The sequence below is a fragment of the Variovorax sp. 679 genome (assembly GCF_003952185.1).
Classification (GTDB): Bacteria; Pseudomonadota; Gammaproteobacteria; order Burkholderiales; family Burkholderiaceae_C; genus Variovorax.
In genome coordinates this window covers 1-19741 of sequence record NZ_RXFS01000002.1, presented here as the reverse complement: position 1 = coordinate 19741, position 19741 = coordinate 1, and the positions used below count along the sequence as shown (strand labels likewise).

Annotated in this window: 20 protein-coding genes and 1 other RNA gene; 4 read left to right on the top strand and 17 right to left on the bottom strand. The window is 64.7% G+C overall.

Annotated elements, in window-relative coordinates:
* Positions 1 to 86 precede the first annotated feature (86 nt).
* The 15 genes from crcB to gyrA form a co-directional block, all read right to left on the bottom strand.
* Positions 87 to 464, bottom strand: a complete 378-nt coding sequence (gene crcB / locus EJO71_RS04070) for a fluoride efflux transporter CrcB (protein ID WP_125948021.1) — start codon at positions 462 to 464, stop codon at positions 87 to 89.
* 10 nt (positions 465 to 474) lie between these two features.
* A complete protein-coding gene (locus tag EJO71_RS04065; protein ID WP_125948022.1) occupies positions 475 to 1776 on the bottom strand; it encodes a TRAP transporter large permease subunit in 1302 nt (433 codons plus the stop codon).
* Positions 1769 to 2278 (bottom strand): TRAP transporter small permease, encoded by a 510-nt coding sequence (locus tag EJO71_RS04060; protein ID WP_125948023.1) that lies wholly within the window; start codon positions 2276 to 2278, stop codon positions 1769 to 1771. Before EJO71_RS04060 ends, EJO71_RS04065 begins: the two co-directional genes overlap by 8 nt.
* Before the next feature lie 21 nt (positions 2279 to 2299).
* The gene (locus EJO71_RS04055; RefSeq protein ID WP_125948024.1) at positions 2300 to 3268 is read right to left on the bottom strand and encodes a TRAP transporter substrate-binding protein; all 969 of its coding nucleotides are present in this window, start codon (positions 3266 to 3268) and stop codon (positions 2300 to 2302) included.
* A 153-nt stretch (positions 3269 to 3421) separates the two neighbouring features.
* Positions 3422 to 3751 (bottom strand): helix-hairpin-helix domain-containing protein, encoded by a 330-nt coding sequence (locus tag EJO71_RS04050; protein ID WP_125948025.1) that lies wholly within the window; start codon positions 3749 to 3751, stop codon positions 3422 to 3424.
* Between the two features lie 139 nt (positions 3752 to 3890).
* Positions 3891 to 5060 carry a lipopolysaccharide assembly protein LapB gene (lapB, locus tag EJO71_RS04045; RefSeq protein WP_125948026.1) on the bottom strand — a complete coding sequence of 390 codons (1170 nt, stop codon included), beginning with the start codon at positions 5058 to 5060 and terminating at the stop codon, positions 3891 to 3893.
* On the bottom strand, positions 5050 to 5388 hold the full coding sequence (locus EJO71_RS04040; protein ID WP_125948027.1) for a LapA family protein: 339 nt from the start codon (positions 5386 to 5388) through the stop codon (positions 5050 to 5052). The genes lapB and EJO71_RS04040 overlap by 11 nt, the downstream gene beginning before the upstream one ends.
* Positions 5389 to 5530: 142 nt before the next feature.
* Positions 5531 to 5854, bottom strand: coding sequence for an integration host factor subunit beta (locus EJO71_RS04035; RefSeq protein WP_125948028.1), 324 nt, complete (start codon positions 5852 to 5854; stop codon positions 5531 to 5533).
* A gap of 78 nt (positions 5855 to 5932) precedes the next feature.
* The gene (rpsA, locus tag EJO71_RS04030; RefSeq protein WP_019654767.1) at positions 5933 to 7621 is read right to left on the bottom strand and encodes a 30S ribosomal protein S1; all 1689 of its coding nucleotides are present in this window, start codon (positions 7619 to 7621) and stop codon (positions 5933 to 5935) included.
* Between the two features lie 241 nt (positions 7622 to 7862).
* Positions 7863 to 9875 (bottom strand): bifunctional 3-phosphoshikimate 1-carboxyvinyltransferase/cytidylate kinase, encoded by a 2013-nt coding sequence (locus EJO71_RS04025; protein ID WP_125948029.1) that lies wholly within the window; start codon positions 9873 to 9875, stop codon positions 7863 to 7865.
* Position 9876: 1 nt separating this feature from the next.
* A complete protein-coding gene (locus tag EJO71_RS04020; protein WP_125948030.1) occupies positions 9877 to 10767 on the bottom strand; it encodes a prephenate dehydrogenase/arogenate dehydrogenase family protein in 891 nt (296 codons plus the stop codon).
* 26 nt (positions 10768 to 10793) lie between these two features.
* Entirely contained in the window at positions 10794 to 11918 is a 1125-nt protein-coding gene (pheA, locus tag EJO71_RS04015; protein WP_125948031.1) for a prephenate dehydratase, read from the bottom strand.
* A 24-nt stretch (positions 11919 to 11942) separates the two neighbouring features.
* A complete protein-coding gene (serC, locus tag EJO71_RS04010) occupies positions 11943 to 13073 on the bottom strand; it encodes a 3-phosphoserine/phosphohydroxythreonine transaminase (RefSeq protein WP_125948032.1) in 1131 nt (376 codons plus the stop codon).
* 7 nt (positions 13074 to 13080) lie between these two features.
* Positions 13081 to 13659: a DUF2059 domain-containing protein gene (locus EJO71_RS04005; protein WP_125948033.1), complete on the bottom strand. Its 579-nt coding sequence runs from the start codon at positions 13657 to 13659 to the stop codon at positions 13081 to 13083.
* Positions 13656 to 16301, bottom strand: coding sequence for a DNA gyrase subunit A (gene gyrA / locus EJO71_RS04000; protein WP_125948034.1), 2646 nt, complete (start codon positions 16299 to 16301; stop codon positions 13656 to 13658). The genes EJO71_RS04005 and gyrA overlap by 4 nt, the downstream gene beginning before the upstream one ends.
* Positions 16302 to 16525: 224 nt before the next feature.
* On the opposite strand from gyrA, the gene ompA reads away from it, so the two are divergent.
* From ompA to ssrA, 4 genes are all read left to right on the top strand, one after another.
* Positions 16526 to 17176, top strand: coding sequence for an outer membrane protein OmpA (gene ompA, locus EJO71_RS03995; RefSeq protein ID WP_093199080.1), 651 nt, complete (start codon positions 16526 to 16528; stop codon positions 17174 to 17176).
* Between the two features lie 127 nt (positions 17177 to 17303).
* Positions 17304 to 18023 (top strand): bifunctional 2-polyprenyl-6-hydroxyphenol methylase/3-demethylubiquinol 3-O-methyltransferase UbiG, encoded by a 720-nt coding sequence (ubiG, locus tag EJO71_RS03990; protein ID WP_125948035.1) that lies wholly within the window; start codon positions 17304 to 17306, stop codon positions 18021 to 18023.
* Complete coding sequence (locus EJO71_RS03985) at positions 18020 to 18688, top strand: HAD-IA family hydrolase (RefSeq protein WP_171022421.1); 669 nt, start codon at positions 18020 to 18022, stop codon at positions 18686 to 18688. Before ubiG ends, EJO71_RS03985 begins: the two co-directional genes overlap by 4 nt.
* Positions 18689 to 18701: 13 nt before the next feature.
* Positions 18702 to 19086, top strand: a transfer-messenger RNA (tmRNA) gene (gene ssrA / locus EJO71_RS03980).
* Between the two features lie 129 nt (positions 19087 to 19215).
* Here ssrA and EJO71_RS03975 read toward each other — a convergent pair.
* The gene (locus EJO71_RS03975) at positions 19216 to 19353 is read right to left on the bottom strand and encodes a hypothetical protein (RefSeq protein ID WP_240651300.1); all 138 of its coding nucleotides are present in this window, start codon (positions 19351 to 19353) and stop codon (positions 19216 to 19218) included.
* A gap of 78 nt (positions 19354 to 19431) precedes the next feature.
* Positions 19432 to 19741 (bottom strand): hypothetical protein (locus EJO71_RS03970; RefSeq protein ID WP_240651301.1); only part of this gene is annotated, 310 nt, incomplete at its 5' end.

The following is a 19741-nucleotide window of genomic DNA, read 5'->3' as shown; positions in this document are numbered from 1 at the left end:
GGGTCGATTCTATCGGCCGACCCTATTGAATGCCTTATCTATAACCGCAAGACATAAGGCAGTTTTTCACCTGGTTTTCATGCGATTCAGGAGGAGAACGCCTGAACCGTGCGGATCCCGAGCCAGGTGAGAAAAAGCGATCCGCCGAGATGGGCCGCTGCCGTGACCATCGCCACGCCCAGCCTGCCTTCCAGCAGCATGGTCGTGACTTCGGCCGAGAAGCTGGAGAAGGTGGTGAGGCCCCCGAGGAAGCCGGTCACGAGCGCGAGGCGCCAGACAGGGTCCAGATCGGGCAGCAGCTGGAAGGTGGCGACCGCCAGGCCGATGAGGTAGCCGCCGATCAGGTTGGCTGCCAGCGTGCCCCAGGGCATGAGGCCGCCGACGCCGAACCAGAGGGCCAGGCCCCAGCGGGCCAGTGCGCCGATCGAGGCGCCGATGCAGATGGCGAGAATCGGAAGAAGCATGCCCCGATTGTCAGGGTGCCATCTGCTGCGGCAGCCACGTCACCAGTTGCGGCACGAAGTAGATGATCAGCACTGCGGCCACCATGAGGAAGAACATCGGCAGCGTGACGCGCGCGATGTAGAGCAGGTCCTTTCCGGTCATGCCTTGCAGCACGAACAGGTTGAAGCCTACCGGCGGCGTGATCTGTGCCATCTCGACCACCAGCACGATGAAGATGCCGAACCACACCGGGTCGATGCCGGCCGCGTTGACGGTCGGCATGATCACGCCCATGGTCAGCACGACCATCGAGATGCCGTCGAGAAAGCAGCCGAGCACGATGTAGAACACCGCCAGCATCAGGATGAGCTGGAACTTCGACAGGCCGAGCGAGCCGATCCATTCGGCCAGGTGGCGCGGCAGGCCGATGTACCCCATGGCCAGCGTGAGGAAGGCCGCGCCCGCGAGGATCAGCGCCATCATGCAGTACAGGCGCGTGGCGCCGAGCAGCGCCTCCTTGAAGCTGTGCCAGGTCAGCGAGCCCTGTGCGCCCGAGATGACCATCGCCCCCACCACGCCCACGGCCGCCGCCTCGGTGGCCGTGGCGATGCCCGCGTAGATGGAGCCGAGCACCGACAGGATCAGCAGCGCCACCGGGATCAGCGACATCGAGGCCTTGAGCTTCTCGGCGAAGGGCAGCTTCGCGTCGGCCGGCGGCACCCGCTCGGGGTTGCGCAGTGCCCAGAACATGATGTAGCCCGAGAACATCAGCGCCAGCAGGATGCCCGGGACGACACCCGCGATGAAGAGCCGCGCGATCGACACGTCGGCGCTGACGCCGTAGACGATCATGATGATCGAGGGCGGGATCAGCAGGCCGAGCGTGCCGGCGCCGGCCAGCGTGCCGATGACCATGTCGTCGGGGTAGCCGCGGCGCTTGAGCTCGGGCAGGCTCATCTTGCCGATGGTGGCGCAGGTAGCCGCGCTCGATCCGGAGACCGCGGCGAACACCGCGCAGCCCACCACATTGGTGTGCAGCAGCCGGCCGGGCAGGCTTTGCATCCAGGGGGCGAGGCCCTTGAACATGTCCTGCGAAAGCCGCGTACGGAAAAGGATCTCGCCCATCCAAACGAAAAGCGGCAAGGCGGTGAGCGTCCAGCTGGAGGCCGAGCCCCAGATGGTCACGGCCATGGCGTCCCCGGCGGGGCGGGACGAGAAGATCTGCATGGCGATCCATGCCACGCCCGAGAGCGTGAGTCCGATCCAGACGCCGCTGCCCAGGATGAGGAACAGCGCGGCGATCAGGATGCCCGCGACGGCGATGTCACTCATGGCGAAGGGCCTCCGTCTCGGCGGCCTTGGCGGGGCGGCCGCGCCACTCGATCACGAACTCGTCCAGCGATGCGATGGCGAAGACGATGGTGCCGAGCGCCATCGACAGCTGGGGCAGCCACAGCGGAGTGGCGTCGTTGCCGGTGGAGATGTCGTGGTAGCCGTACGACTGCCAGGCCAGGCGGATGCTGTACCACGCAAAAAGCAGCGCGAGCAGCGCCGCCGCTCCCATGGCCCAGCGTTCGAGCCAGCGCTGCGCCGAGGGAGGCAGGTTCTGCAGGATCAGCGTCACGCGAATGTGTTCGCCGCGCTTGAGCGTGTGCGCGAGCGCCATGAAGCCCGCGCCGGCCATCAGGTAGCCGGCGTAGGCGTCGATGCCGGGAATGTTGAAGTGGAACTGGCGGCCGAGGATGGACAGCAGCACCATCACCAGCAGACCGACCATGAAAAGCGCCGCCAGTGCGGCGGCGCTCATGTAGAGAAGATCAAGCGTCTTGCGCATCGGGTGCAGTTCGAGTCCGCTTCACATCTTCTTGTAGGCGTCGATCACGGCCTGGCCTTCGGCACCGGCCTTCTCGGTCCACTCCTTGATCATGGTGTCGCCGACCTTCTTCATGTCGGCCTTCAGCTGCGCGGAGGGAACGTGCACCGTCATGCCGTTCTTCTTGAGCAGGTCGAGGTATTCGAGGTTCTTCTTCTTCGACAGGTCCCAGCCGCGCTTCTCTGCATCGGCCGCGGCCTTGAGCACCGCGTCCTGGGTGGGCTTGTCGAGCGCGTCGAAGGCCTTCTTGTTCATGAGCACCGCATTCTTCGGCAGCCAGGCCTGGGTGTCGTAGAAGTTCTTGATGTACTCGTAGGTCTTGGTGTCGTAGCCGGTGGAGCCCGAGGACATGTACGACTCGATCACGCCCGTGGCCATGGCCTGCGACAGCTCGGCCTGCTGCACCGTGACGGGCTGGGCGCCGACGAGTTCGCCGATGCGCGCCGTGGCGGGGCTGTAGGCGCGCCATTTCACGCCCTTCAGGTCGGCGGCCGATGCGATCTCCTTCTTGACGAAGATGCCCTGCGGCGGCCAGGCCACCGTGTAGAGCAGCACGATTCCCTGTTCGGCCAGCTTCTTCTCGAGCGCCGGCTTTTGCGCCTGGTAGAGCTTCCAGGCGGCGTCGTAGCTGTCGGCCAGGAAAGGAATGCCGTCGGCTCCGAACATCTGCCATTCGTTCTGGTAGTTCACCAGCAGGATCTCGCCAAGCTGCGCCTGGCCGCCCTGCACCGCGCGCTTGATCTCGGGCGCCTTGAACAGAGAGGCGTTGGAATGCACCGTGATCTTGAGCTTGCCTCCACTGCCTTTTTCCACGTCGCTCGCGAACTGGGTGATGTTCTCCGTGTGGAAGTTGCTCGCCGGGTAGGCGGTAGGCAGGTCCCACTTGGTCTGCGCGAAGGCTGCGGCGCCGAGGGTCAGGCCAGCGAGGGCGATGCCGAACTTGTGATTCATGAGCTCTCCGGAACGTATGAAAGTGAAAACGTAAATGAGCTTACGTGCAAATTCCGGGCCACTTCCTGAGGCTTTTCCCTGCCATCGCGTGCATGCTCGCGCGCACGAAAAAGCCGCCCGAAGGCGGCCTTGCATATTTCTACCGGAGCGGAATCAGGGCTTGGCGGCCTTCGCTTCCTTCGTTCCCTTCTCTCCCTTCGATGGGGCGGGCGCCGCGTCGCCGAAGCTCTTGCCATTGACCGTCAGGCCTTCGGCGGACAGCTTGGCCGCCTTCTTCTCCTTCACGCCCTTGATGCGCTGCATGAAGTCGGGCCAGTCCTTGAACTCGCCTTGCTTGCGTGCATCGAGGATGCGCTTGGACATCGACGGGCCGACGCCCTTGATGCCGTCGAGATCGGCTTCCGTGCCCTTGTTGACGTCGACGGCGGCGAACGATGCAACCGCGAACAGCATGGCCGTGGTAGCCAGGATCTTCTTGAACATGATGATGAAAACTCCCTGAATCTTGTTGATGAGTGACAGCCGACGGAAATGTCGGCCCGCGCTCAACGAGACACGAAAGCAGGGCGTTGACGCATGAAAGCCTTCCCGGCCTCCATGTGACCATTGTTCAGAAACGTGATCAGAGTTCTTCGACGCGGCGCGGCGGATAGCTGTCCCAGGCCTGGCAGCCGGGGCAGTGCCAGAAGTACTGGTGCGCCTCGAAGCCGCATGCCGCGCAGCGGTAGCGCATGAGTGGCCGCGTGGCCTGGTCGAGCGCGCGCTGCACCTGCGGGTGGAACTGCTCGTGCTCGAACTTTTCGCCCGCGAGCCAGCGCGAGGCAGCGACCAGCGAGGGGTGTTGCGCGAGATGCGCGATGTAGCCGTCGCGCGGCGTGGGGTTCGGCTCTTCGGTGGTGGCGCTCGGCTTGCCGCCGAGTGCCATCAGCGCTTCGAGCACGTCGATCGAGGGCGACTCGACATAGCGACGCTGCAGCAGTTCGAGCGCCTCGGCTTCGCGGTGCGCGGCGACGGCAGCCTGCTGCAGCGTGGCGGCATAGAGCGGCAGCGCCAGCGGCGCGGTGTCGCTCAGGGCCGTGAGCGTGTCGAAGGCCGCGTTCGCCTCGCCCTTGCGCAGCTGCAGGTTGGCGGTGTCGATGGCCGGGCGCGGCGCCTGCGGTGCCAGTTCGACGGCTTGTGCGAGCAGTTTGGCCGCACCGGGCAGGTCGCCCGCCGCCACGCGCTCTGTCGCCTGCTCGCAGAGATGGTGCGCGCGGCGCGTGCTGTAGCTGGCCTGGTCGGACTCGTCGAGCTTCTGCGCCACGTCGGCTGCCTGCGCCCATTCGCGCGAACGCTCGTAGATGGCGAGCAGCGCGAGCCGCGCCTCGTTCTCGTAGCGCGTGCCCTCGAGCTTCTGCAGCGCGGCTTCGGCGCGGTCGAGCAGGCCGGCGCGCAGGAAGTCTTGTGCCAGCGCGTGCTGCGCGCGTTCGCGGTCGCTGCGGCTCAGGTCGCCGCGGCCCAGCAGGTGCTCGTGCACGCGCACCGCGCGCTGGTACTCGCCGCGGCGGCGGAACAGGTTGCCGAGCGCGAAGTGCAGCTCCTGTGTATCGGGGTCGTTCTGCACGGCCTCGATGAAGGCGTCGATGGCCTGGTCCTGCTGCTCGTTGAGCAGGAAGTTCAGGCCGCGGAAGTAGGCCTTGGGGGCTTGCCGGTTCTCGAGCTTGAGCTGGCGGATGTCGAAGCGCGATGCGAGCCAGCCCAGCACGAAGGCGACGGGCAGGCTGATCAGCAGCCAGCTGGGATCAAAGTCCATGTTGACGTACGGCGGGGAGGTCGGTGGCGGTGATGGTCGGCGCTGCTGTGGCGGCTGCGGTCGTGGCGGTTGGTGACGCGGACGGCTGGGCCTCGTTGGCGGCCGGGGCCTGCGCCGCGGCGGCACGGTGCTTCCACCAGCCCGGCAGCATGCCCAGCGCTCCCACCACGAGTCCGCCCGCGAAGGCCGCGAGCACCACGAGCACCAGGGGCGCGCGCCAGTAGGTGCCGAAGAAGAAGTAGACGGTCGCGTCGTGCTGGTTGTTCAGCGCGAAGGCGAAGAGCGTAAAAAAAATGGCTGCCTTGAGCAGCCACAGGAGGTATTTCATGCACGTTCCCGTTGGCGGTGAATTATTGCTCGCCCCCAGGCTGCGCGCACTTCGTGTCGCTTCGCCAACCCCCTGCCGGGGGGCGTGCCGGCCGCTTCGGGCGGCCGCGCGCAGCGGCCCCCTGAAAGGAGCAGTGCGATTGTCACTTGAGTTTGCTCTTGGCTTCCTTGGCGTCGAGCTCGACAGTCTTTGCGTCGACGGCCTCGCGCAGTGCCTTGCCGGGCTTGAAGTGCGGCACCCGTTTCTCGGGAATCTGCACGCTCTCGCCCGAACGCGGGTTGCGGCCGATGCGCGGCGGGCGCCGGTTGACCGAGAAGCTGCCGAAGCCACGGATCTCGATGCGGTGCCCGCGCACCAGCGCGTCGCTCATCGCGTCGAGGATGGTCTTGACGGCGTATTCGGCATCGCGGTGCGTGAGCTGTGCAAAGCGGGCTGCGAGTTCTTCGACGAGGTCCGAGCGTGTCATAGGCCAAACATAAACGAAAAACGTGGACGAAAAAAAAGACAGAGCGGCCCCAGGGCCTGCTCTGTCTTCTGGCTCAGCTTACTTGCTGTCGTTGTTGTCCAGCTTGGCGCGCAGCAGGGCGCCCAGGCTGGTCGTGCCCGCGTTCTCGCGTGCCGACTGCTGGCTCAGGCTGGCCATGGCGCCTTGCTCGTCGACCATGTCCTTCTGCTTGATCGACAGCTGGATGTTGCGGGTCTTGCGATCCACATTCACGACGATGGCCGTGACTTCGTCGCCTTCCTTCAGCACGTTGCGGGCATCTTCGACGCGGTCGCGCGAGATTTCCGAAGCACGCAGGTAGCCGACGATGTCTTCGCCCAGGTCGATTTCAGCGCCGCGGGCGTCCACGGTCTTGACCTTGCCGGTCACGATCTGGCCCTTGTCGTTCACGGTGGTGAACGTGGTGAACGGGTCACTGTCGAGCTGCTTGATGCCCAGCGAGATGCGCTCGCGGTCGACGTCGACTGCCAGCACGATCGCTTCGACTTCCTGGCCCTTCTTGTAGTTGCGAACGGCGGTTTCGCCGGCTTCGTTCCACGAGAGGTCCGAGAGGTGAACCAGGCCGTCGATGCCGGCAGCCAGACCCACGAACACGCCGAAGTCGGTGATCGACTTGATCGGGCCCTTGACGCGGTCGCCGCGCTTGGTGTTCTGCGCGAACTCTTGCCACGGGTTGGCCTTGCACTGCTTCATGCCCAGGCTGATGCGGCGCTTGTCTTCGTCGATTTCGAGGACCATGACTTCGACTTCGTCGCCCAGCGAGACGATCTTGTTCGGAGCGATGTTCTTGTTGGTCCAGTCCATTTCGGAGACGTGCACCAGGCCTTCGATGCCGGGCTCGAGCTCGACGAACGCGCCGTAGTCGGCAATGTTCGTGACCTTGCCGAACAGGCGGGTGCCTTGCGGGTAGCGGCGCGAAACGCCCATCCACGGGTCGTCGCCCATCTGCTTCAGACCCAGCGACACGCGGTTCTTCTCGGTGTCGAACTTGAGGATCTTGGCGGTGATTTCCTGGCCGGCCTGAACGACTTCGCTCGGGTGGCGCACGCGACGCCATGCCATGTCGGTGATGTGCAGCAGGCCGTCGATGCCGCCGAGGTCCACGAACGCACCGTATTCGGTGATGTTCTTGACCACGCCGCGCACCACTGCGCCTTCCTTCAGCGTTTCCATCAGCTTGGCGCGTTCTTCGCCCATGCTGGCCTCGACCACGGCACGGCGCGACAGCACGACGTTGTTGCGCTTGCGGTCCAGCTTGATGACCTTGAATTCGAGGGTCTTGTTCTCGTACGGGGTCAGGTCCTTGATCGGACGCGTGTCGATCAGCGAGCCCGGCAGGAATGCGCGGATGCCGTTGACCAGGACCGTGAGGCCGCCCTTGACCTTGCCGCTGGTGGTACCGGTGACGAAGTCGCCCGATTCCAGTGCCTTCTCGAGGGCGAGCCACGAAGCCAGACGCTTGGCGGTGTCGCGCGAGAGGATGGTGTCGCCGTAGCCGTTTTCAACGCTGCCGATGGCAACGGAAACGAAGTCGCCGGCCTGCACTTCGAGTTCGCCCTTGTCGTTCTTGAACTCTTCGATCGGCACGTACGCTTCGGACTTCAGGCCGGCGTTCACGACGACGTGGTTGTGTTCGACACGCACGACTTCGGCGGTGATGACCTCGCCGGTGCGCATTTCGGAACGCTTCAGGGACTCTTCGAACAGATCGGCAAAAGATTCAGACATTTATGCTTCCTTCCGTCAGGCAGGGTTGGCAGGCGCTCTTGCGAAATTGCGTGCGGCTGCTGTGGGTCTGTAGACGGCGGTTTTGTGGGCGTGAGCCCGGGTTGGTTGAACAACCAGCAGGCCGGTGCGCTGTCGCGCGGAAGGAGCCTGCTGGAGCGGTATGCGCCTTATGAATATTTCGGGATATTCCGTCGGGCGCCAGCTTTTCAAGCGGACTTGAAAGGCTGTCACTTCAAACCGCTCAAGCGGACTTGAACGGTTGAATTTCTTGCCACCAGTCCAACACCGTGTCGATCGATTGCTCGATGGACAGCTGGGAGTTGTCGAGGTGGCGAGCGTCCTGCGCCGGCTTCAAAGGGGCGACGCTGCGGGATGAATCCCTGGCGTCACGCGCCTCCAAGTCGGAGCGAAGACTGTCGAGTGTAGTCGAAATTCCCTTTGAAATCAACTGCTTATGCCGCCGCTCGGCCCTTCGGGCGGCGCTGGCCGTGAGGAAGACCTTGAGCGCTGCGTCGGGGAAGATCACCGTGCCCATGTCGCGGCCGTCGGCCACCAGGCCGGGCAGCTGGCGAAAGCGCTGCTGCAGGGCCAGCAGCGCCTCGCGCACGGCCGGCAGCGCGGAGACGCGGGAGGCGTCCATGCCGGCGGCTTCGGTGCGGATCTCGTCGCTCACATCCTCCCCGCCGAGCAGCACCTTGCCTTCGGTGAACTGCAGGGGCAGGGCGGCGGCGAGGGCGGCGATCTGCGCCTCGTGCTGCGGGTCGGCGCTCAGGCCGGCGCGTCGCACCGCGAGGCCGGTCACGCGGTAGAGCGAACCCGAGTCGAGGTAGTGGTAGCCCAGCAGGCGCGCGACCTCGGCCGCCAGGGTGCCCTTGCCGGAGGCCGTCGGGCCGTCGATGCAGATCACGGGCACTTCCGCCGTCTCGGCCACGGAGAACAGGGTCTCGAAGTAGTCGGGGAAGGTCTTGGCGACGCAGTGCGGATCGAGGATGCGCACCGGCACGCGGGCCGGATTGAACGCCGCCAGCGAGAAGCACATGGCCACGCGGTGGTCGTCGTACGTGCGGATGCTCGCGGGGAGCCAGCCGGCGGGCGTCAGTGGATGCACCCGGATGAAGTCGGGGCCGGCCTCCACCGTGGCGCCGAGCTTGCGCAGCTCGTTGGCCATGGCGTCGATGCGGTCGGTTTCCTTCACGCGCCAGCTGGCGATGTTGCGCAGCGTGCTCGGGCCGTCGGCGTAGAGCGCCATCACTGCCAGCGTCATCGCGGCGTCCGGAATGTGGTTGGCGTCGAGGTCGATCGCCTTGAGCGGCCAGGCGCCGCGGCGAACTTCGAGCCAGTTCGGCCCGCTGTCGACCAACGCCCCCATCTGGCGGGCGGCATCGATGAAGCGGATGTCGCCCTGGATCGAGTCTGCTCCCACGCCCTCGATACGGATCCCGTCCTTGCCGGAGACGCCCGTGGCAATGGCGCCGAGCGCGATGAAATAGCTGGCTGAGGAAGCGTCGGCCTCGACGTGGATGTCGCCGGGCGAGCTGTAGCGGCTGCCGGCGGGGATCGTGAAGCGCTCCCAGCCGTCGCGATGCACCTGGATGCCGAATCGCGCCAGCAGGTTCAGCGTGATCTCGATGTACGGCTTGGAGATCAGCTCGCCGACCACCTCGATCACGATGTCGTTGGCGGCCGCCAGCGGCAGGGCCAGCAGCAGCGCGGTCAGGAACTGGCTCGACACGTCGCCGCGCACGCGGATCGGGGCGTCGAGCGCCAGATCGCCATGCGACACCGGATGGATGCGCAAAGGTGGATAGCCGGGGTTGCCGAGGTAGTCGATGCGGCAGCCGAGCTGCGTCAGCGCATCGACGAGGTCGCCGATGGGGCGCTCGTGCATGCGCGGCACGCCGCTGAGTTCGAACTCGCCGCCGAGCAGCGACAGCGCCGCGGTCAGCGGACGCATCGCCGTGCCGGCATTGCCCAGGAACAGCGGCAGCAGCGCTTCGCTGGGCTTCAGTTGCCCGCCGAGGCCCGTGATGCGCAGCGTGCTGCCGGCTGGATCGATGCCGCAGCCCAGGGCGCGCAGCGCGTCGAGCATCACACGCGTGTCGTCGGAGTCCAGCAGGTCGTGGATGACGGTGGTGCCGCTCGCAAGCGCAGCCAGCAGCAGCACGCGGTTGGAAATGCTCTTGGAGCCCGGCAGCCGGACCGTGCCCGCTGCGCCCGCGAGAGGCGGGAGATCGAGGAAAGTCGTCGAGAACATCTCAGTTGTCCTGCAGCTGCGACGACGTGTCGGTGGCCGGCTTCCAGGCCGCCCGCGTCTTGCTGGCTGCGGCGATCGACTGCTCCAGCCCCTGCAGGTCGTTCGCGGTCATCATCGCCTCGAAGTCGTCCAGGGCCTTGCGGAAGGCGCGCGACTGCTCCAGCACGTGCTCGCGGTTGGCCAGCAGCACGTCGCGCCACATGACCGGATCGCTCGCGGCAATGCGCGAGAAATCGCGGAAGCCCGGACCCGCCAGGCTCAGGAAGCGCTCGCCCTGCGGTTGCGCGGCGAGGCCGTTGATGTACGCGAATGCCAGCAGGTGCGGCAGGTGACTCACGGCGGCGAAAGCGCCGTCGTGCTCTTCGTGCGTCATGGTGACGACGTTGGCGCCGATGCCGCTCCACACCTGCGAGGCGCGCTGCACGTTCGAGCGCAGCGTGGTCTTCACCGGAGTCAGCACGACCTGGCGGCCGGTGAAGAGCGAAGCCTCGGCGTGCTCGATGCCGGAAAGCTCCTTGCCCGCGATGGGGTGCGCCGGCACGAAGCTCGAGAACTGGCGCTGCAGGCCGTTGCGCGCTGCCTCGATCACGTCGCCCTTGGTCGAGCCCACGTCCATGACCAGCGTTTCGTTGGAAATACCGTGGCGGATGGCCTTAAAGGTGGCTTCCGATGCGGCCACCGGCACCGCCAGGAGCACGATGTCGGCGCCCGACACCGCCAGCAGCGCCGAAGGCGCCGCCACGTCGATCACGCCGAGCTGGCGCGCCCGTTCGGTGGTGGAGGGCGACTTGCTGTAGCCCACCACGCGTTTCACCAGCTTCGCGCGCTTGAGTGCGAGCGCGAAGGAGCCGCCCATCAGGCCGCAGCCGATCAGTCCCAGTTGTTCGAACATGCTGTCTCTGTGTGTCTGCCTGCCGTTCAGGCCTTGACGGGGTAGGCGCCGAGCACCTTGTAGAAGGCGCAGAGTCCGCGTAGCTCGGCCAGCGCCGCCGCCACATTGGGCTGCGAGGGGTGGCCGTCGAGGTCGATGTAGAAGTAGTACTCCCACTGGCCTGTGCGCGCGGGGCGCGACTCGAAGCGTGTCATCGAGACGTTGTTGACCTTCAGCGGCACCAGCAGGTCGTGCACCGCGCCGGGGCGGTTCGGCACCGAGACGATCAGGCTCGTGCAGTCGCGGCCCGATGCCGGCGGCATGGCCAGCGTCTGCGGCAGGCAGATCACCGAGAAGCGGGTGCGGTTGTAGGAGTCGTCCTGGATCGCGTGCGCCACGATATGCAGGCCGAAGCGCGTGGCGGCACGTTCGCCGGCCAGCGCGGCCCAGGCCGGGTTGGTGGCCGCGAGGCGGGCGCCCTCGGCGTTGCTCGACACGGCGCGCCGCTCGGCGTTGGGCAGGTGCTTGGACAGCCAGGTCTGGCATTGCGCCAGCGCCTGCGGGTGAGCCAGCACGGCCTCGATGCCTTCCAGCGAATTGCTGCTGCGCAGCAGGTGGTGGCGTACCAGCAGGCTGACTTCGCCGACGACATGGGTGGGCGAATGCAGGAACAGGTCGAGCGATCGCGTGACCACGCCTTCGGTCGAGTTCTCGACGCCGACAACGCCGTACTGGGCGCTGCCCGCGGCGGTGGCGTGGAACACCTCGTCGAAGCTGGCGCAGTAGATCAGGTCGGCGGCGCCGCCGAAGTACTCGATGGCGGCCTGTTCGCAGAAGGTGCCTTCGGGGCCGAGCACAGCCACGCGTTGCGGCGATTCGAGTGCCAGGCAGGCCGACATGATCTCGCGCCAGATGGCAGCGACATGGATGTCCTTGAGCGGACCGCCATTGCTCTTCTGCATCTTGTCGATGACCTGCGCCACGCGATCAGGGCGAAAGTACGGCGTGCCCTCGCGCTTCTTGACCTCGCCGACCAGCTCGGCCACATGGGCCCGCTCGTTGAGCAGGCTGAGCAGTCGCTGGTCGAGCGAGTCGATCTGCACGCGCAGATCGGCCAGGCTTTCGGAGTTGTCGGGAGAAGAGGAGGGTGGTGTGGGTGCGGAGGCGGTCATCGGTGCGAGCGGCTGGGCATGCGCCTAGGCATGCGATCGCTCGAATTCTCGCATGTAGGCCACGAGTGCCTGCACCCCTGCCAGCGGCATGGCGTTGTAAATGCTCGCCCGCATGCCGCCGACCGACTTGTGCCCCTTGAGCTGAAGCAGCCCGGCTTCGCGCGCGCCGGCCAGGAAGGCTTCGTTGCGGCTTTCGTCGGCCAGGAAGAACGGCACGTTCATGCGCGAACGGCAGGCCGGATCGATCCGGTTGGCGTAGAAGTCGGAGCCGTCGATGAAGTCGTACAGCAGCTTCGCCTTGGCGATGTTGCGCTGTTCCATGGCGGCCACACCGGTATGCGAGCCCTCGGTCTGCTCCAGCAGCCACTGGAACGTGAGCCCCGCCATGTAGATGCCCCAGGTCGGCGGGGTGTTGTACATGGATTGGTTGTCGGCCACGGTCTTGTAGTTGAAGGCGCTCGGGCAGATCTCGAGCGCGTGGCCCAGCAGGTCGTCGCGCACGACCACGATGGTCAGGCCGGCGGGGCCGAGGTTCTTCTGGGCGCCGCCGAAGGCCAGGCCCACGCGGCTCCAGTCGACACTGCGCGAGGCGACGTGCGACGAGAAGTCGATGACCAGAGGTGCGGTGCTGCCGAGCGCGGCCAGGTCGGGCAATTGCTGGAATTCGATGCCGTTGATGGTCTCGTTCGAGCACACGTGCACGTACGAGGCATCCTTGGAGAGTTGCCAGGTCGACGGATCGGGCAGCTTCGTGTGCTGGTCGTCGGCATTGCTGGCGGCCACGCGCGCCGTGCAATAGCGCTGCGCTTCCTTGTGCGACTTGCTGCTCCAGCTGCCGGTGATGACGAAGTCGGCGGTCTTGCCGCGCGACAGGTTCAGCGGAACGATGGCGTTCTCGCCGAGTCCGCCGCCCTGCATGAACAGGATGTGGAAGTACGAGGGAATGGCCAGCAGGGTCCGGATGTCGGCTTCGGCCTGCGTGCAGATCGAACCGAACTCCTTGCCGCGATGGCTCATTTCCATCACGCTCATACCGCTGCCCTGCCAGTCGAGCATTTCGGCGGCGGCGCGTTGCAGCACCGCCTCCGGCATGGCAGCCGGACCGGCCGAGAAGTTGTAGGGGCGCTTGCCGGCCGGCGTCTGCTGCTGGGTCACGTTTCTCTTACTTCTTGGCTGGAGCCTTGGCAGGTGCCTTGGCGGGAGCGGCGCCGTCAGTCGGAGCGCCGAGGGCCTTGGCCACGGCGGTGTCGAGCGCCTGCATCTTGGGCTCGACCGTGGCACGCGTTTCGGTCACGAGCTTTTCGGTCAGGGCCGTCTGCATCTTGGGGTTGAGCTCCTGGTACTTCTTGCTCAGCGGCGAGTTGATCCAGGCCAGCAGTTGCTTGAGCTCGTCTTCGTTGAAGTTCTGCTCCATCAGCGGGGTGAGGGCGGCGGGCGCCAGCTGCACGGCCTTGTCGCGGACGATGGGGTAGGTTTCGTCGAAGTACTTCTTCAGCTCTGCGTCGGCGGCCTTGGCGGCGGCTTCGCGCTTGGCTTCCGGCACTTGCGTCTGCAGATACTGTGAACCCGCCTGTGCGATCGGGGCGCTCGACTGCTCGACCAGGCCGCGCGCCAGCGATTCGATGCCGGGGCGCTGGATGTCGATGAACTGCTTGATGAGCGTGGCCTTGTCCTGGGCCAGTGCAGCCATGGAGGTGCTTGCCAGGGCGACCGTCAGAAGTGCGAGTTTGATTTTTTTCACTGAGGATTCTCCGTTGAAGATGAGGAAGTATCGTCTGCGTCCGGCTCGGTTTCGCCGTTCGCGTCGTTTTCGACGATACGTTGTAGCCCGCTGAGTTTGGCGCCTTCGTCGAGCCCGATGAGCGTAACGCCTTGCGTCGCACGTCCCAGTTCACGAATTTCGGCAACCCGGGTGCGCACCAGCACGCCCTTGTCGGTGATGAGCATGATCTCATCATCCGCATGCACGAGTGTGGCGGCAACGACCTTGCCGTTGCGCTCACTCTGTTGAATCGCGATCATGCCCTTGGTTCCCCGTCCGTGACGGGTGTACTCGGTAATGCTTGTGCGTTTTCCGTAACCATTTTCCGTGGCGGTGAGCACGCTCTGCTGCTCGTCCTCGGCCACCAGCATGGCGATCACGCCCTGTCCGGGGTCGAGCGACATGCCGCGTACGCCGCGGGCATTGCGGCCCAGCGGACGGACGTCTTCCTCGTCGAAGCGCACGGCCTTGCCGCCGTCGCTGAAGAGCATCACGTCGTGCTTACCGTCGGTCAGCGCCGCACCGATCAGGTAGTCGCCTTCGTCGAGGTTCACGGCAATGATGCCGCCCTTGCGCGGATTGCTGAATTCGTCGAGCGCGGTCTTCTTGACCGTGCCCATCGAGGTCGCCATGAACACGTACTGGTCGGCCGGGAAGTTGCGCTTGTCGCCGGTGAGGGCGAGGACGACATTGATCTTCTCGCCTTCCTGCAGCGGGAACATGTTGACGATCGGGCGCCCGCGCGAGCCGCGCGAACCCGCAGGCACTTCCCATACCTTGAGCCAGTACAGCCGGCCGCGGTTGGAGAAGCACAGGATGTAGTCGTGCGTGTTGGCGATGAAGAGCTGGTCGATCCAGTCGTCGTCCTTGGTGGCGGTGGCCTGCTTGCCGCGGCCGCCGCGCTTCTGCGCGCGATATTCGCCCAGCGGCTGGCTCTTGATGTAGCCGCTGTGCGAGAGCGTGACCACCATGTCGGTCGGCGTGATCAGGTCTTCGGTCGAGAGGTCGTAGGCGCTGTGCTCCACCTGGCTGCGGCGTGCACCGATCTTCGACTGGCCGAACTCCTGCTTGATGGTGCCCAGCTCTTCGCCAATGATGGTCGACACGCGCTCGGGCTTGGCCAGGATGTCGAGCAGGTCGTCGATCTCCGCCATGACTTCCTTGTACTCGGCAACGATCTTGTCCTGTTCGAGGCCGGTCAGGCGTTGCAGGCGCATCTGCAGGATTTCCTGCGCCTGCGTTTCCGACAGGCGATAGAGACCGTCGTTGCCCATGCCGAACTCGCGCTCGAGGCCTTCGGGACGGTAGTCGTCGGCGTTGACCACGCCGCCGTCGGCGCGCGAACGCGTGAGCATTTCGCGCACCAGCTTGCTGTCCCAGCTGCGGGTCATGAGTTCTGCCTTGGCCACCGGCGGCGTCGGCGATTCGCGGATGATGCGGATGAACTCGTCGATATTGGCCAGCGCCACCGCGAGGCCTTCGAGCACGTGGCCCCGTTCGCGGGCCTTGCGCAGCGTGAAGACAGTGCGGCGCGTGACCACTTCGCGGCGGTGCTGCAGGAAGACCTCGATCAGGTCCTTCAGGTTGCACAGCTTCGGCTGGCCGTCGACCAGCGCAACCATGTTGATGCCGAAGGTGTCCTGCAGCTGCGTCTGTTTATAGAGGTTGTTGAGCACCACCTCGGGCACTTCGCCGCGCTTGAGTTCGATGACGAGGCGCATGCCCGACTTGTCGGACTCGTCCTGGATGTGGCTGATGCCTTCGATCTTCTTCTCGTGCACCAGCTCGGCCATGCGCTCCTGCAGCGTCTTCTTGTTGACCTGGTAGGGGAGCTCATCGACGATGATCGCCTGGCGCTGGCCGCGATCGATGTCCTCGAAGTGGCACTTGGCGCGCATCACGACCTTGCCACGGCCCGTGCGGTAGCCGTCCTTCACGCCGTTGATGCCGTAGATGATGCCGGCGGTGGGGAAGTCGGGCGCGGGCACGATCTCCATCAGCTCGTCGATGCTGGCCTCGGGGTTGCGCAGCAGGTGCAGGCAGGCGTCGACAACCTCGTTCAGGTTATGCGGCGGGATATTCGTGGCCATGCCGACTGCAATACCGCCGGAGCCATTGACCAGCAAATTCGGCAGCTGGCTCGGCAGCACTTTCGGCTCTTTTTCGGAGCCGTCGTAATTGTCCTGAAAGTCGACAGTTTCCTTGTCGATATCGGCCAGCATTTCGTGCGCAATTTTGGCCAGCCGGATTTCCGTATACCGCATTGCGGCCGCGTTGTCTCCATCGACCGACCCGAAGTTGCCCTGGCCGTCGACCAGCATGTGGCGCATCGAGAAGTCCTGGGCCAGGCGAACGATGGTGTCGTAGACCGACTGGTCGCCGTGCGGGTGGTACTTACCGATCACGTCGCCGACGATACGGGCCGACTTCTTGTACGGCCGGTTCCAGTCGTTGTTCAGCTCGTGCATCGCGTACAGCACGCGACGGTGCACCGGCTTGAGGCCGTCGCGGGCGTCGGGGAGCGCCCGGCCCACGATCACGCTCATGGCGTAATCGAGATAGCTGCTGCGCATTTCCTCTTCGAGACTGATGGGCAGGGTTTCTTTTGCGAAGGAGGTCATGAGCAAGGGGCTGGCGGCAGGAAGGCGAAATTTTACGCTGTGAGGGGTGTCGCACCGCCGCAACACAAGGCGCCTATTCCGCCTCCGTCCTACGCTTCCGGGCCGTCCGGCGGCCTGTTTGCCAAAGACCCTATGGCACAATCGCCTCAACGTTTTGGGTGGTGGTCACTTAAAGCGTCCTTGATTCGCAGCGCGGCTGCGGCTTTTTCCCCAAGAGGAGAACCATGAAGAAACTGAATAAAGTGGCGATGATGTTTGCAGTCGCTGCGCTCGCCACTGCCGCCGGCGCGCAGACCCGTGTCACCGCTGCGGACGGCGGTCCTACGATCGACAACTGGCAAAACGGCACCGGCGAACTGGTTTGGAAGAACGGCACGAATGAACTGTGCTGGCGCGATGCCAACTGGACGCCCGCAACGGCTGCTGCTGGTTGCGACGGCGCTCTGGTTCCTCCCGCTCCGGCTGCCGTGGCTCCGACCCCCGGTACCCCGACTCCCCCGCCTGCTGCACAAGTCGCTGCTTCGAAGGTCACCTTCGCTGCTGACGCCTTCTTCGACTTCGACAAGTCGGTGCTGAAGCCCGAAGGTCGCGCCAAGCTGACCGACCTGGTCGAGAAGATCCGTGGCGTCAACCTGGAAGTCATCATTGCCGTGGGCCACACCGACTCGATCGGTACGGACGCCTACAACCAGCGTCTGTCGGTGCGTCGCGCCGAAGCCGTCAAGGCCTTCCTGGTCTCGAAGGGCATCGAACGCAACCGCGTCTACACCGAAGGCAAGGGCAAGAAGCAGCCTGTGGCTGACAACCGCACCAAGGAAGGCCGCGCCAAGAACCGTCGCGTGGAAATCGAAGTGGTCGGCACCCGCGCCAACTAATCGATCGATTCCATCGACAATGAAACCCCGCTTAGGCGGGGTTTTTTTATGGCCGCTGAATTCGCCATTGATCTTCGGTCAAGGTCGAGCGACGTTTATCGGACATTGCTCGTTTCATAATCGCTGCATGACAGAAAACCTGAATGCGGATCCGGCCGAACTGGCCAAGTTTTCAGAGCTCGCGCATCGCTGGTGGGATTTGGAAAGCGAATTCCGCCCGTTGCATGAAATCAATCCATTGCGCCTGGAATGGATTGACGGTATTGCGCCAATTTCGCAGCGTCGCGTGCTGGACATCGGCTGCGGTGGCGGCATCCTGGCCGATTCCATGGCTCGCAAGGGCGCCGAGGTCCTGGGCATCGACCTGGCAGGCAAGGCGCTCAAGGTCGCGCAGCTGCACGCACTCGAAGCGGGGACTCGCGGGGTGAAATATCGCGAGATCGCCGCAGAAGCGCTGGCCGCCGAGCAGCCGGGCAGTTTCGATGTCGTTACTTGCATGGAGATGCTCGAGCATGTGCCGCAGCCGGCCTCGGTGATCCAGGCCTGTGCTGCGCTGGTGAAGCCGGGCGGCTGGGTGTTCTTCTCGACGATCAACCGCAACCTGAAGGCCTTCATGCTGGCGATCGTGGGTGCCGAGTACGTCCTTGGCATGCTGCCGCGCGGAACGCATGAATATGCAAAGCTGATCCGGCCCAGCGAGTTGGCCGGCTACTGCCGTGCGGCAGGCCTGGATCTGCGGCACACCCGTGGGATGGAGCACAACCCTTTGACCCGGCGCTATTGGCTCAGCGGCGACACCAGCGTCAACTACATGTTCGCCACGCAGAAGCCGGGATCGCAAGGATGATGGGCGTTGAAACCAAGGCCGTGTTGTTCGACCTCGACGGCACGCTGATCGACAGCGCGCCCGATCTCGGCGCCGCGGCCGACAAGATGCGTACCGATCGCGGCCTCGATTCGCTTCCGATGGAGCGCTACCGCCCCATGGCCGGCGCTGGTGCACGCGGCATGCTGGGCGTGGCGTTCGGCATCACGCCGGAGTCGCCGGAATTTCCCGAGCTGCGCGAGGAGTTCTTCGTCGCCTACGAACGCCGCATGCTGCTCAACACGCATGTGTTCGACGGGATCCAGGCGCTGATCGAGGCGCTGTGCGAACAAGGGCTCCTGTGGGGCGTCGTCACCAACAAGTCGATGCGCTTCACCGATCCGCTGACGCGCGCCATTCCGCTTTTTGCGAGTGCGGGTGCGGTGGTGAGCGGCGACACCACGCCGTTCGCCAAGCCGCATCCTGAGCCTCTGCATGAGGCTGCGCGTCGGCTTGGGGTGCCGTCCGAGTCGTGCATCTACGTTGGTGACGACGAGCGCGACGTCATCGCGGGCCGTGCCGCAGGGATGCGCACGGTTGCGGCGACGTACGGCTACATGGGGTCGCAGGCCGACTCGACGCTCTGGAATGCCGATGCGTCAATCTCTTCGCCCCTCGGGCTCTTGAAGTTGCTCAATAGCGCCTAAAATACGCTTCCTTGGGGCTGCACTGGTTTCGACGTGGGTTCGGAGTCGCAGCGGGGCATGTCGAGCTGAATGCGCTCGTAAAACAGATTCAAACAAACTAACTGCAAACGACGAACGTTTCGCACTCGCTGCTTAATTGCCAGTGAGCCTTGCAACAGTTGGCCGATGGGCTGGGCAAGGGGGTCTGGAGCAATCCTGACCTCCCGGCTGCAAGGATAACTACATGGGCTGGCTCCGATCCGGGTACCTTGGGTCGGGGCGAGAAAATAGGGTGCTGGCGTCCGGTTTAGCGTGTGACTGCGCGACTCCGGAGGTGAGACTTAAATCAGATCACTAAACATGTAGAACTGCGCGATGAAGGCTTGCGGACGGGGGTTCAAATCCCCCCAGCTCCACCAAATTCTTCTCTTCTCCAGAGCAAGCCTCTCAGGCATGAGGCTTGTCAGATAACGTACCGTCAGCTGTACGTTTAAAGTCCTCTTTCACCTTGGGAATGCGCCGCCGGCCGGCGCGCGGATGCCCCAGGCTCAGTAGCACTGGAACAGCACACCCTGCTCCGCAGGCGCCTTGCCAAGCCAGCGTGGCGTCTTGTCGCGAGCATCGCAGTAGTCTGAAGCCTGGACGTAGGTCACGGCCCGCAGCACGCCTTCACGGACTTGCGTCACCTCGTTGGGTGGGGTTGAACAGCCGGCGAGGACCAGGAGAGCAAGCGGAAGCAGTGTGCGCCAATTCATCGGGGCATTCTAAGACCGTGGATCATTGGAACTGCGCCCGCGTTCGGGGTAGAGATACTTGAAGTATTCGCCGGACTTGCCGAACAATTGCCGGGCAAGTTGAACCGGGTCTTCGCTCTTGTGCTTCTCGTAGAGCACGGGGCCCCAGATGATGAAGCCATCGATGCTGAGACTCCTCGGGGAGGGCTCGATGGCCTTCCAGGCATGAGCGAACTTCGAGATCCAGGCGAGGGCTTCCTTGAGCGCATGATTGGGCGGAGCGGGTGTTTCTTCGGTCGGAGACATGGCAGGCATCCTTGCTGAAAAGACTGTATGAATA

Excerpts from the sequence above, each read along its gene's own strand:
- crcB (WP_125948021.1), bottom strand. The coding sequence starts at position 464 with ATGCTTCTTCCGATTCTCGCCATCTGCATCGGCGCCTCGATCGGCGCA.
- EJO71_RS04065 (WP_125948022.1), bottom strand. The coding sequence starts at position 1,776 with ATGAGTGACATCGCCGTCGCGGGCATCCTGATCGCCGCGCTGTTCCTC.
- EJO71_RS04060 (WP_125948023.1), bottom strand. The coding sequence starts at position 2,278 with ATGCGCAAGACGCTTGATCTTCTCTACATGAGCGCCGCCGCACTGGCG.
- EJO71_RS04055 (WP_125948024.1), bottom strand. The coding sequence starts at position 3,268 with ATGAATCACAAGTTCGGCATCGCCCTCGCTGGCCTGACCCTCGGCGCC.
- EJO71_RS04050 (WP_125948025.1), bottom strand. The coding sequence starts at position 3,751 with ATGTTCAAGAAGATCCTGGCTACCACGGCCATGCTGTTCGCGGTTGCA.
- lapB (WP_125948026.1), bottom strand. The coding sequence starts at position 5,060 with ATGGACTTTGATCCCAGCTGGCTGCTGATCAGCCTGCCCGTCGCCTTC.
- EJO71_RS04040 (WP_125948027.1), bottom strand. The coding sequence starts at position 5,388 with ATGAAATACCTCCTGTGGCTGCTCAAGGCAGCCATTTTTTTTACGCTC.
- EJO71_RS04035 (WP_125948028.1), bottom strand. The coding sequence starts at position 5,854 with ATGACACGCTCGGACCTCGTCGAAGAACTCGCAGCCCGCTTTGCACAG.
- rpsA (WP_019654767.1), bottom strand. The coding sequence starts at position 7,621 with ATGTCTGAATCTTTTGCCGATCTGTTCGAAGAGTCCCTGAAGCGTTCC.
- EJO71_RS04025 (WP_125948029.1), bottom strand. The coding sequence starts at position 9,875 with ATGTTCTCGACGACTTTCCTCGATCTCCCGCCTCTCGCGGGCGCAGCG.
- EJO71_RS04020 (WP_125948030.1), bottom strand. The coding sequence starts at position 10,767 with ATGTTCGAACAACTGGGACTGATCGGCTGCGGCCTGATGGGCGGCTCC.
- pheA (WP_125948031.1), bottom strand. The coding sequence starts at position 11,918 with ATGACCGCCTCCGCACCCACACCACCCTCCTCTTCTCCCGACAACTCC.
- gyrA (WP_125948034.1), bottom strand. The coding sequence starts at position 16,301 with ATGACCTCCTTCGCAAAAGAAACCCTGCCCATCAGTCTCGAAGAGGAA.
- ompA (WP_093199080.1), top strand. The coding sequence starts at position 16,526 with ATGAAGAAACTGAATAAAGTGGCGATGATGTTTGCAGTCGCTGCGCTC.
- ubiG (WP_125948035.1), top strand. The coding sequence starts at position 17,304 with ATGACAGAAAACCTGAATGCGGATCCGGCCGAACTGGCCAAGTTTTCA.
- EJO71_RS03985 (WP_171022421.1), top strand. The coding sequence starts at position 18,020 with ATGATGGGCGTTGAAACCAAGGCCGTGTTGTTCGACCTCGACGGCACG.